Origin of the sequence: Thiohalocapsa sp. (assembly GCF_022340605.1) — a bacterium.
Lineage (GTDB): Bacteria > Pseudomonadota > Gammaproteobacteria > Chromatiales > Chromatiaceae > Thiohalocapsa.
Window position 1 is genome coordinate 1 of record NZ_JAJDNQ010000142.1, and the last position, 12,597, is coordinate 12,597.

A 12,597-nucleotide genomic window follows, 5' to 3' on the forward strand; every position below is an offset into this window, starting at 1 on the left:
TCCAGATAGTAGCGCAACAAGGCCGCCGTTGACGCATCGTGCTCGGCGGTCACTTCACCGTCCTCGATCTCGCCCAGGATCACCCCGGCGAGCTGCTTGCCGAGCTCCACGCCCCACTGATCGAAGGAGTTGATGCCCCAGATGATGCCCTGGGTGAAGATCTTGTGCTCGTAAAGGGCGATGAGCGCGCCCAGGGTGCGTGGCGTGACCTCTTCCACCAGGATGGTGGTGGTGGGCCGGTTGCCGTCGAACTGCCGCTGCGGGGCGAGCCGCTCGGCCTCCGCGGGTTCCACGCCGGCATCCAGCATGGCCTCTCGCGCCTCCTCGAGCGTGCGCCCGCGCATCAGCGCCTCGGTCTGCGCGAAGCAGTTGGCGAGGAGCTTGGCGTGGTGGTCACCCATCGGATTGTGGCTCTTGATGGGGGCGATGAAGTCCGACGGGATCAGCTCCGTGCCCTGGTGGATGAGCTGGTAGAAGGCGTGCTGACCGTCGGTGCCCGGCTCGCCCCAGACCACGGGCCCGGTGCTGTAGGTCACGCGCGTACCGTCGCGGGTCATGTGCTTGCCGTTGCTCTCCATGTCGCCCTGCTGGAAGTAGGCCGCGAAGTATTCCAGGTACTGGTCGTAGGGCAGGATGGCGAGGGTCTTGGCAGCGGCGAAGTTAATGTACCAGACGCCGAGCAGGCCCAGGATGACCGGCAGGTTCTGTTCCAGCGGCGCGGTGCGGAAGTGCTCGTCCATCGCGTGGGCACCGTCGAGGAGCTCCTCGAAGCGCTCGAAGCCCAGCGCCAGCGCAATGGGCAGGCCGATGGCGGACCACAGGGAGTAGCGCCCGCCGACCCAATCCCAGAAGCCAAACATGTTCTCGGTGTCGATACCGAACTCGGCGACCTTCTCGGCGTTCGTCGACACAGCGACGAAGTGGTTGCGCACGGCGGCGTCCGAGCCCAGGCCCTCTACCAGCCAACGCCGGGCGCTCTGCGCGTTGGTCATGGTCTCCTGCGTAGTGAAGGTCTTGGAGGCGACGATGAAGAGCGTCGTCGCCGGGTCGAGCGCTTTCAGCGTCTCGGCAAGGTGGGTGCCATCCACATTGGAGACGAAGTGCGGCCGCGGTGCCTCGGACTGATACGGCGTCAGCGCCGTGGTCACCATCTTCGGACCCAGATTGGAGCCGCCGATGCCGATGTTCACGACATCGCGGATGGGCCGGCCGGTGAAGCCCTGCCAATCGCCGGAGCGCACGCGATTGCAGAACACGCGCATCTGCTCGAGCACCGCGTTCACGTCCGGCATCACGTCGCGACCGTCCACCACAACGGGCCGGTCGGATCGGTTGCGCAGCGCCACGTGCAGGACGGCGCGGTCTTCGGTGTTGTTGATGTGCTCGCCGCTGAACATGCGCGCGCGCCAACCCTCGACGTCAGCGGCACGGGCGAGGTCGAACAGCAGGCTCAGTGTCTCGTCGGTGACGATGTGCTTGGCATAGTCCAGGTGCAGCCCGGCGACGTCGGCGCTCATGCGCGCGGCGCGCTCGGGATCGGCGGCGAACAGCTCGAGCATGTGCACCCGCGCCATCTGCTCCCAATGGCTTGCCAGTGCCTGCCACGCCGGGGTCGAATCGATGAGCGCCATGGTGCGGTCTCCCGAAGGTAATGCGTTGCGGGAAGAGAGCGACGCACGAAAAAGGGGCGCCAGGCGCCCCTTAATCGCGTCCGCCGGCATTTCAGCAGGCGGTATAGCACAGCCGCGGTGCTCGGCTCCATCCGATCGGCGGCATCCGAAGCGATTGGAGCCGCACGGGCCGACTTACACGTCGAGGTTGTCGAACGCCTTCTGGAACCGGTTGGCGTGCGAGCGCTCAGCCTTGGCAAGGGTCTCGAACCAGTCGGCGATCTCGTCGAAGCCCTCGTCGCGGGCCGCCTTGGCCATGCCCGGGTACATGTCGGTGTACTCGTGGGTCTCGCCGGCGATGGCCGACTTCAGGTTGTCGCCGGTGCCGCCGATGGGCAGGCCGGTAGCCGGGTCGCCGACGGCCTCGAGGTATTCCAAGTGGCCGTGCGCATGACCGGTCTCGCCTTCTGCGGTGGAGCGGAACACGGCGGCGACGTCGTTGTAACCCTCGACGTCGGCCTTCTGAGCAAAGTACAGATATCGGCGATTGGCCTGAGATTCGCCGGCGAAGGCGTCTTTCAGATTCTGCTCGGTCTTACTGCCTTTGAGCTCCATGGTGCAGGTCCTCGTGGGTTGGTTGCTGCGGGTGTTGCTTGCTGGAGGGTGCTTGTTGGACAGATGCTTGTTGGGCGGGTACTTGCTGGGCTTCGGGCTCGGGATGGCGGTCTGACGTGCCTCGCGGCAATCCCTGCCCGGCACTGCTGAGCGGTCGCCCAGGCACTGCCGGAAAGCCCCAGGCTAAAAAGCACATTACCCCCCGCTAAGTGGGGCAGCAATTGATTGTTCCAATGAGGCCGATAGCGGGACTTGATCCACCGTCGGGCGCAGATCGCCTGCCCGCCGAGCCGGCGCTCTGCGGCTGCACGTCCGAAGCGGCGCTCCGGAGCAACCGCCACAACAGATCCAAGCCGATTCAGCGTCATAAATCGGCGTCTTCCCGGTTGTGCCCCGAGCGCGATACGTGTACGGTCCAGGTCGTGTCGGCTGCGAAGCCAAGTGTGCGGGCGCGGGGCCGGGGGGCCTGCCCGCGTGCTCCGCAGCACGCGCGGATCGCCAGCGCGGCGCGCCTAACCGCGCCTGACAACAGTTGCGCGATCGGTGCTGAGATGCTTGTCACGGATTCGTCATCATCGGTTGCCGCGCCTTCAAACAACTGCTAGAAACCTCAAGGTTAAAGCAAAGCAAGTCGGCAGTGACGCAAGATCAATGGCCGAGACCGACGCACCGAACGCCTGGGACGACAGCAGCAGCCAGGATCTCCGCACCACCGCCGCGCCTTTTCGCCTGCTGCAACTGACGGATCTGCATCTGTTCGGTGTCTCGGAGCGGCGCCTGCTGGGCCAGGACACGCAGCGTACCCTGGAGTCCGTTCTGGCACTGGCGCAAGCCAGACATTGGCCACCGGACGCCATCGTTCTCAGCGGCGACCTGGTGCACGACACCGAGCCCGCGGCATATCGGTTCCTGCGCGAGCGCTTCAGCGGTCTCGGCGTGCCCTATCACTGCATCCCGGGCAACCATGACCGCCTCGACCTCCTGGTGGGACACCTGGATGCGAGTGCCGTGTCGGGCCTGCGCGTCGTGGCCGCCGACGCCTGGGACCTGCTGTTGCTGGACTCCACCATCCCGAACGAGGCAGGCGGCCACCTGAGCGATAGCGTGCTCGCCGGCCTGGCAGCGCATCGCCGCGCGGCTGGCGAGCGGCCGACGCTGGTGTTCCTGCACCATCACCTGCAACCGCTGGGCAGCCGCTGGATCGACACCATGCAGGTGGACAACGGCGCTGCCGCCCTGGCCGAGCTGGCGCAGAACCCGCGCATCCGCGCCGTGATCTGCGGCCATGTGCACCAGGATGCCGAGCAACATGCGCGGGGTCTGCGGCTACTGGCAACACCATCGACCTGCGTGCAGTTTCTGCCCGGCAGTGACGACTTCGCGCTGGACTCACGCACGCCGGGCTACCGCTGGCTGGAGTTGTACCCTGACGGGCATCTGGAGACGGGCATCGTGCGTACCGACGCCTACCCGGAGCCCCTCACCCTCGTCACCGGCGGCTACTGAGGCCGGCCGAGTCAAGTCCCCGCCCCAGCCGGATGCCGCGGAATAAGGAAATGCGCTGCGAGACTGTCAAAGTCTTGCTCGCAACCCCGAAAACGAACGGATCGCAGGTCGTGCTAGCGATAGCGTAACCAGACAATCAACGGCTTGCGAACACCCAGCGTCGGGTTACGCTGCGCTAACCCGACCTACACCACATAGTTTCACAGTTTCTTCGCCCATCCACCCCCCGAACACATCGAAATCGGGATCGGGATCAGATTCGCAATCGATTTCGATCGAGACCCCGGTGCACGCGATGCAGCCGTACCGGAACCCGTGCCCGCGTCAGCGACCTCAGGGCCGCGTCAGGTCCATCGCGGCGGCGGCACCGGTGACAATGCCGTCCACCTGATGCAGCATCCGTACGGCGAGCAATTCCACCCCCGCCGCCGCGGCTCGCAACAGCGCCTCGCCGTAGCGCGGATCGATGTCCCAGGCCGGCGCAAAGCGCTCGCCCTCCGGGCGATTCAGCGCAAAAAGCATGACCCCGCGCCGCCCGGACTCGACCGCCCGCGTCAGCAGTTCCAGGTGCTTGCGCCCCCGCTCGCTTTGCGCATCGGGAAAACGCAGGCAGCCGCCGTCCAGCAAGGTGACGTTTTTCACCTCCACCAGCGCGGGAGCGCGCGGCGGGCTGAGGGTGCTCTCGTCGAGGCCGATGTCGATGCGCCCGGAATGGCCGCCCGCGACGGCGAAGGGCACCTCCCGGCGCAGGCTGCCATAACCCGCCAGCGCCGGGATGCGCCCGGCGGCGATGCCCTCCGCCATCACCTGGTTCGGGCGCAGGGTATTGACCCCGATCCAGCCGCCGCCCATGTCCACCCGCTCCAGCGTCCAGGCGAGCTTACGGCGGGGATTGTCCGCCCGGGTGAGCTGCACCGGCGCGCCCGGCCTCCAGCAGGTCATCAGGGTGCCAGTGTTCGGCACATGCGCGGTGACGCGCTCGCCGCCGGCGAGCGCGACCTCGGCGACGAAGCGGTTCGGCCGCGCCAGGATGCGACCGTCGTGGAGCCCCGGCAGACGCAGTGGCGCGGCCCCGGTCAGCCGACGACGGTGAAGCCGGCCACCGCCTGCTGCTCCACCGCCTCGCAGGCGACGCCGGTGACCTGCGCCAGCGGCGGACCGCGCCGCAGCCACTCCCGGAGACTGTTGACAGCCTCGAGGTCGCCGCAGGCGAGCACCTCCACGCGCCCGTCCGGCAGGTTCCGCGCGTGACCGGCGATGCCCAGCCGCAACGCCTCCTCCCGCGCCGAAGCGCGGAAGAACACCCCCTGTACCTGGCCCGCCACGGTACAGCGTACACAGACTTGATTGTTGTTCTTTACCGACTCGGTCATGGGTTGCTCCCCTGAATGCCGCGGCCCCGGCACGGGCGGCGGCATTGCGATGGTCCGCTCAGCGGCCCGATGCTGCGGACTCGGCGCGGGCGGTCTCCCCGCTGCCGGCGTGCTCATGCTTGTACTTGGTGAAGGTCGTGTCCTTGTAGGCGCCCTCGACGACGTAGCGGCCAAGTAGCATGAACTCATCCACGTCGCGGGTGGCGCCGGTGTAGCGGGCGACCATGTTGCCGTCGAGGTCGAAAAAGGCAAATACCGGCGTTGCGCGCACGCGCAGGTCCTTCAGCGCGAAGTCCTTCTGCGGCATGGTCTCGCCCGAGAAGGTGGTCACCTCCACGTCCCCCTCCACGTCCACCGGGAAGATCAGAAAGTGCTGCTTGAAATACGCCTGCACCCGCGGCTGATTGAGCACCGTGGTCTTCATGCGATGGCAAAAGGGGCAATCGTCCATCTCGAACATCAGCAGGATGCCCTGCTTACCCTCGTCGCGGGCGTTCGCAAGCTCTTCGCTGAAGTCGTTGAAGGTCTGGTCGAAGAAGTACTGACCGGGATCGCGGGTGGCCACGGCAGCGGCGGCGTCCGCCGCGCAGCATCCGGCGACCACCAGCAGCAGGACAGTCATCAGGCGGCGAGGCGGCCCCGGCAGGAGACCGGTGCGGGCGCGAGGCATAGTCATTGCTGACGTTCTCTGGAATCCAAACCGCACCGATTGTGCTGTGCCGGCGGCGGCTTTTCAACGTGCCCGCGGGAACGGGTTCCTTGCCACGGCCCCCACGCTCCAGCCATTGGCGTTACACTCTGGCGCCCGATACCCACCGCCCGGCGGATGTCCCTGATGATGGATCTTGTTGTGCACGCGGCGCGCGGCGCCCTCGGCATCAGCACCCTCCTGGCCTGCGCCTGGCTGCTGAGCGAAGACCGCCGCGCCGTCAGCGCGCGGCTTGTGCTGGGCGGGCTCGCGCTGCAATTGGCCCTGGCGCTGCTGCTGCTGAAGCTGCCCGCGGCGCAGCAGGGGTTCGTGGCAATCAACGGGTTGGTGCTGGCGCTGAACCGCGCCACCGAGGCCGGCACCAGCTTCGTCTTCGGCCACCTGGGCGGCGGGGCCACGCCGTATGAAGTGGTCCATCCGGAGTACAGCTTCGTGCTCGCCTTCCGGGCGTTGCCGCTGCTGCTCGTCATCAGCGCGCTGTCCGCGCTGCTGTTCCACTGGCGGGTGCTGCCGGTGGTGGTTCGCGCCTTCGCGTGGCTGCTGAAACGCGGTCTCGGCGTCGGCGGCGCACTAGGTCTGGGCGCGGCCGCCAACGTCTTCGTCGGCATGGTGGAGGCGCCATTGCTCATCAAGCCCTATCTCGGCGCCATGAGCCGGGGGGCGCTGTTCGCGCTGATGACCACCGGCATGGCCACCATCGCCGGCACCGTGATGGTGCTCTACGCAACCCTCATTGGCGCTGCCGTGCCCAATGCGATGGGGCACATCCTCACGGCGTCGCTGGTGAACGCGCCGGCGGCGCTGGTGATCGCGGGCATCCTGGTGCCGCAACGGCGCGCCGACGGCGACGACGAGCTGCCGCGGCTGGCGCCGGACCACGCCGGCGCCATGGACGCCATCACCCGCGGCACGCTGGACGCCATTCCGCTGCTGCTCAATATCATCGCCATGCTCATCGTGATGGTAGCGCTGGTGAGCCTCGGCAACGAGCTGCTGGCGCTGCTGCCGGACGTGCAGGGCGCACCGCTCACGCTGGAGCGTCTGTTCGGCTGGGTGTTCGCGCCCGTGGTCTGGCTCATCGGCATCCCGTGGCAGGAAGCCACAGCGGCCGGCCAACTGATGGGCATCAAGACGGTGCTGAACGAGCTGCTGGCCTACATGCAGCTCGCTCGGCTGCCGGCGGACGCGCTGAGCGAGCGCAGCCGGCTGATCATGACCTATGCGCTCTGCGGCTTCGCCAACTTCGGCAGCCTTGGCATCATGATCGGCGGGCTCGGGGCGCTGGCACCGGTGCGCCGGGCCGAGGTGGCGGCCCTGGGCCTGCGCTCCATCGTCGCCGGCACCCTCGCCACCCTGATGACCGGCGCGCTGGTGGGCGTGGTGCTCTAGTCCGCCTTGATGCCGCCGGGGCGCTCCAGCACGAACATCGGCTTGCTCTCCGGGCCGGCATCGAGGGCGGACGGGTCCAGCGCCCGATCAGTGAGGGAGGGCCGGATCTTCAGTGACAGTGTCGACAGGTCAACGCGGCGCATGCGCCTGGCCTGCTCGCGCGGGGTCAGTGGCCGCCGCCTGCCGAAGCCAGCGCCCGCGCCACCACCGGCGCTGGCCATGGCGGGTGTCAGCGTGATCCCGGTGACGGCCCGCGCCTCGGCGGAGTAGGTGGCGATGCCCTTGCTGCGCAGGTAGTTGCTCAGCACGGCGTGGGTGTAGCGCTGGGTCTCGGGGTAGCTCACGAACCCGCCTTGACGCTTGAGGGCGCCCTCGCCGGCGTTGTACGCCATCACCGCCTTGCCGATGCCGTAGCGGGAGACGAGCTTCTTGAGATGCCGGGTGCCGACACGCACGTTCGTCTCCGCATCGAACAGCGCCGCCGCCGGGCGGACACCATAGCTGGCGGCGGTCTCCGGCATCACCTGCATCACGCCGATGGCGCCCGCGGGTGACACGGCGTGGGCGTTGTAGGCAGACTCGGCACGCACCAGGGCGTGCACCAGGTCGCGCTCCAGTCCGTAGCGCGTGGCATAGCGGTCGATGAGGCTTCTGACGGTGGCACGGCTGGGGCACGGCGTGTCGGGCGGGCGCGGCAGCGCCTGGCGCACGGGCGCGGTCTCGTCGACCGATGCCGCCGGTGGGGCAGCGTCATTGCCGGCAGAGGCGACAACGGGCGCCGGCAGCAGCGCCGCCATCAGCAGTGCCGGGACCAACAGCAAGGCCGGCGCCACGGCGGCGGCGCCACGGCCGCGCGGGCCGGGACGGCTACACATCCGCGGTGGCCGGGCCACGGGACGCGCGCAAGCCATGGCAAATCTGCAAGAAGCGATGGAAGAGCGTTGCTGATGCATGATGCGGTTGGCCTCCGGCCGTGGCGCGCGGGCGGGGATTTTCCCGGGCGGTGGATGAGGCGGGACAAACGGCGCTGGCCCGGATCGGTAATGATAGACGCTCAGAATCAGAGAACCAAAACCTTTCAATTGCTTGCGGCGCAAATTGTAACCTCTTTGCACAGTTGCAATTGCGCGGACGCAGCGCCGACAATGAGCGCCGGTCGGCTTGCCGCCGCCATTCCCCGTCGCCGCGTTGGAGCCCCACCGGTCACATGCAGAGCGAGCCCCTGAACGGAAACCTCCACAACAAGGTTCCGGACGCCGTCGAATCCGCTGCCACCCCGCCCGCCGACGGCACCATCGCAGAGGTCGGCGGGCGCACCTGCGTGTACTACGACGGCTACTGGATCAAGTACTACGAGCCGCCGCCGGAGACCCTCACCGCAAAGAAGGGTTTGATCGAGGCCCTGACGCGGCGGCTGTTCAATCATGTCGAGCACGGCATCAACATCCCGGGCTTCCGGCTCGCCGAGGCGCGCGCCGCCTACGAGCGCGAGACGGACCCCGAGCGCAAGCGTGTCAATGGCGCCATGCTGGCCGGCGCACTGTTCAACCGCGCGACGACCATCTTCACCAAGCTGGTTGAACTCCAGGCCGACGGCGTCGAGGTCGAGCCCGACGATGCCCTGATGAAAGAGTGCGGCGACTACCTGCTGGAAGCCCTGGAACTGGGGCGGCTGGTGCGCCACCGCGGCGGCGACGAGGGGATCGACGAGCTCTGGGGCGAGCCCTTCAAGGCCTTCAGCCAGCCCATCGCCACCTTCTACCAGAGCCGTTACGTGAAGATCGCGCAGACCATGCGCGACATCGACCGCATCACCGGCACCATCGCGGCCACCTTCGAGGGCAGCAAGCAGTTGCCGGAGCTTAAGCCGCAGCTGGACGAGCTCGCCGAGGCGGCCAAGCGCAAGTGCGAGATCCTGCGCACGGACCCGGTAATCTTCAGCGTCTGGCCGGCCTTCGTCGTGGCCAGCGACCGGCTGAAGCGCGTGCAGCCGCGACTGCCGCCGGCGCCAACGCTGCGGGACATCCACGAGGCCCAGGAGGCCAACCGCATCCTCAAGGTCGGCACCGCGCTGGTGAGCCATATCGTGCGTGCACGGGTGCCGATGCCGAAGAGCACCCGTGAGCTCATCGACAAGTGCGACCGCTTCCGCCGCACTTTTCTCGACCCCCGGCTCACCGCACCGTGCGCGAATACCGACGGCGAGCCACAGCGGCCCACACCCCCGTAATCCAGGCTCGCTGCTTGTAAGGAAACCCTCGCCACAGAAACCCGCGCAGGCCGCACCCGAGCGACCGCGCAGGCCGGCGCACGACACCGGCACGACTGCCGACCGCGGCGCCCCAAGACGGTGCGTTCCGGACAGGCTGCGCACCCGATCGCACCCCCGATCGCGCCTTCTGCAGCGGATGCCGTGGCGCCACCCATGGCTTCAGCGCATGGCCGCACGGTATGGCATCGATTTTGCTCTATTGATCCCAGGCAAGCGGATGCGGGAGATCGGGCATGGGCGCAGCTTTGGCACAGACGCTCAACGCGAGCCGTGTGCGGCAGATCCTCAACCACGACATCATGGGCTGCACGGCCGATGGCGTGACGGGCAATCACCTGTACTCGGGGCGCGCCCTCGGCATGACCGACCCGGGCGACATCGTCCAGCTCCACCCCGACCTCCGGAGCCAGTGGGAGGCCATCAGCGCGCACTACGCCCGCGTCGGGCTGCGCCATACGACAGAGGTCATCTGGGACGTCGGTCATGAGCGACTCGCCGAGCACCCCGAGCACGCGGTGTCGGTCTTCTTCTTCGGCCCCGCCGAGCACGCGGTGCGCCCGGACGAGCGCTGGCTGCAGACCGTCGCCGCCATCAACTCCAAGAACACCTTCATGGAGATCGCCGGCCGGCTCGACGTGCCGGTGCCGCTCACGGTGCCCTATGCGAGCATCGACGACATCGCCGAGGCGGACATCGACGACGCCCCCTATCCCTGCTATCTCAAGGCGGCGGTGTCCGTCTCCGGTGTCGGTATCCACCGCTGCGCCGACGCGTTGGCGCTGCGCGAGGCCATCGGCCAGTTCGCCGGCGGCACGCCGGTGCAGATTCAGCAGGAGGTGGTCACCGACACCTTTCTGAACCTGCAATACCGCTGCGACACCGATGGCCTCAGCCGCTACGCCGTGACCGAACAGGTGCTCGACGGCTTCGTGCACCAGGGCAACCGCCACCCCGCGAGCCATGCCCCCTGGGAGATCGTCGAGCCCATGGCTCAGTGGCTGCACGAGGAGGGCATGCAGGGCGTTTTCGCCTTCGATGTAGCGGTCGTCGGCGACGATGCCAGCCCGGAATTTCTCGCCATCGAGTGCAACCCGCGCTACAACGGCGCCAGCTATCCGACGGCCATCGCCCACAAGCTCGACATCGAGCAATGGCTCGCCAAGGCCTATCACACCCGCCATCGCGGCCTGGACGCCCTGGACCTGAGCGGCATCGAGTACGACCCCGCCACCGGGAGCGGCGTGGTGCTGGTCAACTGGGGGCCGATCGTGATCGGCAAGCTCCTGGTGCTGCTGGCCGGTGACGCCGCCACCCAGGCCGAGCTCGAGCGCGAGCTCCTCGCCAGGCTGTAGTGCACTCATGCGGAAATATCGAGGCCACTCTCCAGACCGCCCGCGGCGCTGATCCGTGTCGACCTGGAGGGCGACACGCCGGACGCGGGTCGCGATGGCCGGAGCGTCGCCCTCCAGGGCGACACTCGCTCGCGCAGGACAGCAAACGGTAACGACAATTCCAAGGCCGTGCACTAGCCTCCGACCGGAGCCCCCGCTGGCGCGATGCCGGCCACACGCCGAGTGGGGCTGCGGTTTCCGCGCTTCGTCCCCATCGTCATCGCCGGAACCGGCACGCCCACGCGCCGCTGCCCCCGACAACCATTCAACACAACATCGGCGCCCGCCGCGGCGCCAGGGTCGCCACACCATGCAAGATAGCTTCTCCCTGATGATCCACGGCGGCGCCGGGGCGCTCGACAACGTCAAGGACGAGCGCATCGCCGTGCGCTATCTGGAGAGCATCCGCATCGTGCTGGAGCACGGACGGGCCATGTTGCAGCACGGCGCGAGCGCCGTGGAGGCCGTGGAGTCCTGCGCCTCGCAATTGGAGGACGACCCCCTGTTCAACGCCGGCTGCGGCTCGGTGCTCAATGAGAACGGCAAGGTGGAGATGGACGCCGGTATCATGGACGGCCGCGACCTCGCCGCCGGCGCCATCGCCGCGGTCGGCAACATCGCCAACCCCGTCCAACTGGCCCGGCTGGTCATGGACGGCAGCGAGCACGTGCTGCTCATCGGCGAGGGCGCGCTGCGCTTCGCCGAGCACTGCGGCATGCGGCTCACCCCGGATCACTACTTCTTCACCCCGGACCGCATCAAGCAACTGGATCAGGCGCGGCTGCACCGCCGCATCATGCTCGACCACGACGACCAGGGCGACGAGCAGAAGTACGGCACCATCGGCGCCGTCGCCCGCGACCGCGACGGCAGCCTCGCCGCCGCCACATCCACCGGCGGTATCGTCAACAAGCGCATGGGCCGGGTCGGCGACTCGCCCATCATCGGCGCTGGCGTCTACGCCGACAACGACACCTGCGCGGTCTCCGCCACCGGCTACGGCGAAGAGTTCATGCGCACCGTGTTTGCCAAGACCATCGCCGATGCCATCGAGCACACCGGCACCGATGCCGCCGGTGCCGTCGAATACGGCCTCGGCTACCTCACCCGCAAGGTCCAGGGGCGCGGCGGCGTCATCTGCATCGACGCCGCCGGCAACTGCGCCAGCGGCATGACCACGCCCAAGATGATCCACGGCTGGATCGAGCGCGGCGGCGAGACCGTCTGCCGGTTCTGAGCTCCAAATCCATGTGCGGCACATCGACCGTGCCAAGACCTGCTACGACGGCACCTTTCAGACTGAACCATGAAAGTGTTCGATGTAGTTCGGGTTAGCGATAGCGTAACCTGACCTACGATGCGCACGTTTTCGGCGTTGCGAGCAACACTTTCACGGTCTCGCAGCGTTTCCATTGGAAGAGGGCCGACCATGCTTGCCAGCACGAAGCGCTCGGCCAAGACGTTTCTCGAGTTCGGCGAGCTCGTGCTCACCCATCAATGGTTGTCCAACGGCCTGCCCCCTTGTGAGCGCGGCAACCCGTTGACTGAAAAAGGTTTGGCATCAGGCAGTACGACCAGGCTTCGACGTCGTTTGACCGACATGCCTGTGCTGGCCCATCTCTGTAAAGCGCATCGTCTTCATCCTCCATGAACACCCGTTGGCGCCTGTTCCGACGTTGCGTCACATAGTGGGGGATGCCGGGCACGATGATTCGTGGAAGCCGAGACATGC

The 12,597-nt window shown here is 67.5% G+C and carries 12 protein-coding genes; 6 read left to right on the top strand and 6 right to left on the bottom strand.

The window, feature by feature from the left end:
- On the bottom strand, positions 1-1,631 hold a 1,631-nt coding region (pgi, locus tag LJE69_RS17555), incomplete at its 3' end, for a glucose-6-phosphate isomerase (protein ID WP_296927329.1).
- Between the two features lie 174 nt (positions 1,632-1,805).
- Positions 1,806-2,225: a rubrerythrin family protein gene (locus tag LJE69_RS17560; RefSeq protein WP_296927330.1), complete on the bottom strand. Its 420-nt coding sequence runs from the start codon at positions 2,223-2,225 to the stop codon at positions 1,806-1,808.
- Positions 2,226-2,876: 651 nt separating this feature from the next.
- On the opposite strand from LJE69_RS17560, the gene LJE69_RS17565 reads away from it, so the two are divergent.
- Positions 2,877-3,731, top strand: a complete 855-nt coding sequence (locus LJE69_RS17565) for a metallophosphoesterase (protein ID WP_296927331.1) — start codon at positions 2,877-2,879, stop codon at positions 3,729-3,731.
- Positions 3,732-4,064: 333 nt separating this feature from the next.
- Here the strand turns inward: LJE69_RS17565 and sfsA are convergent, their stop codons facing one another.
- Genes sfsA through LJE69_RS17580 form a run of 3 tightly spaced genes read right to left on the bottom strand, consistent with a single transcriptional unit; the run spans position 4,065 to position 5,780 of the window.
- Positions 4,065-4,811 carry a DNA/RNA nuclease SfsA gene (gene sfsA, locus LJE69_RS17570; protein WP_367114707.1) on the bottom strand — a complete coding sequence of 249 codons (747 nt, stop codon included), beginning with the start codon at positions 4,809-4,811 and terminating at the stop codon, positions 4,065-4,067.
- The gene (locus tag LJE69_RS17575; protein WP_296927333.1) at positions 4,808-5,104 is read right to left on the bottom strand and encodes an acylphosphatase; all 297 of its coding nucleotides are present in this window, start codon (positions 5,102-5,104) and stop codon (positions 4,808-4,810) included. Before LJE69_RS17575 ends, sfsA begins: the two co-directional genes overlap by 4 nt.
- Positions 5,105-5,162: 58 nt before the next feature.
- Positions 5,163-5,780, bottom strand: a complete 618-nt coding sequence (locus LJE69_RS17580; protein WP_296927334.1) for a thioredoxin family protein — start codon at positions 5,778-5,780, stop codon at positions 5,163-5,165.
- Positions 5,781-5,942: 162 nt separating this feature from the next.
- Here LJE69_RS17580 and LJE69_RS17585 point away from each other — a divergent pair, with 162 nt between their 5' ends.
- On the top strand, positions 5,943-7,202 hold the full coding sequence (locus LJE69_RS17585; RefSeq protein WP_296927385.1) for a nucleoside transporter C-terminal domain-containing protein: 1,260 nt from the start codon (positions 5,943-5,945) through the stop codon (positions 7,200-7,202).
- Here LJE69_RS17585 and LJE69_RS17590 read toward each other — a convergent pair.
- Positions 7,199-8,077 (bottom strand): lytic transglycosylase domain-containing protein, encoded by an 879-nt coding sequence (locus tag LJE69_RS17590; RefSeq protein ID WP_296927335.1) that lies wholly within the window; start codon positions 8,075-8,077, stop codon positions 7,199-7,201. The two genes, LJE69_RS17585 and LJE69_RS17590, sit on opposite strands and share 4 nt — an antisense overlap.
- Before the next feature lie 332 nt (positions 8,078-8,409).
- Between LJE69_RS17590 and LJE69_RS17595 the strand changes: the two genes are divergently transcribed.
- From LJE69_RS17595 to LJE69_RS17610, 4 genes are all read left to right on the top strand, one after another.
- Positions 8,410-9,432, top strand: a complete 1,023-nt coding sequence (locus LJE69_RS17595; protein WP_296927336.1) for a hypothetical protein — start codon at positions 8,410-8,412, stop codon at positions 9,430-9,432.
- A gap of 275 nt (positions 9,433-9,707) precedes the next feature.
- Positions 9,708-10,826 (top strand): peptide ligase PGM1-related protein, encoded by a 1,119-nt coding sequence (locus tag LJE69_RS17600; protein ID WP_296927337.1) that lies wholly within the window; start codon positions 9,708-9,710, stop codon positions 10,824-10,826.
- 349 nt (positions 10,827-11,175) lie between these two features.
- Complete coding sequence (locus LJE69_RS17605) at positions 11,176-12,102, top strand: isoaspartyl peptidase/L-asparaginase family protein (protein ID WP_296927338.1); 927 nt, start codon at positions 11,176-11,178, stop codon at positions 12,100-12,102.
- A 192-nt stretch (positions 12,103-12,294) separates the two neighbouring features.
- Positions 12,295-12,516 carry a hypothetical protein gene (locus LJE69_RS17610; RefSeq protein WP_296927339.1) on the top strand — a complete coding sequence of 74 codons (222 nt, stop codon included), beginning with the start codon at positions 12,295-12,297 and terminating at the stop codon, positions 12,514-12,516.
- The last annotated feature ends 81 nt before the right edge of the window (positions 12,517-12,597 follow it).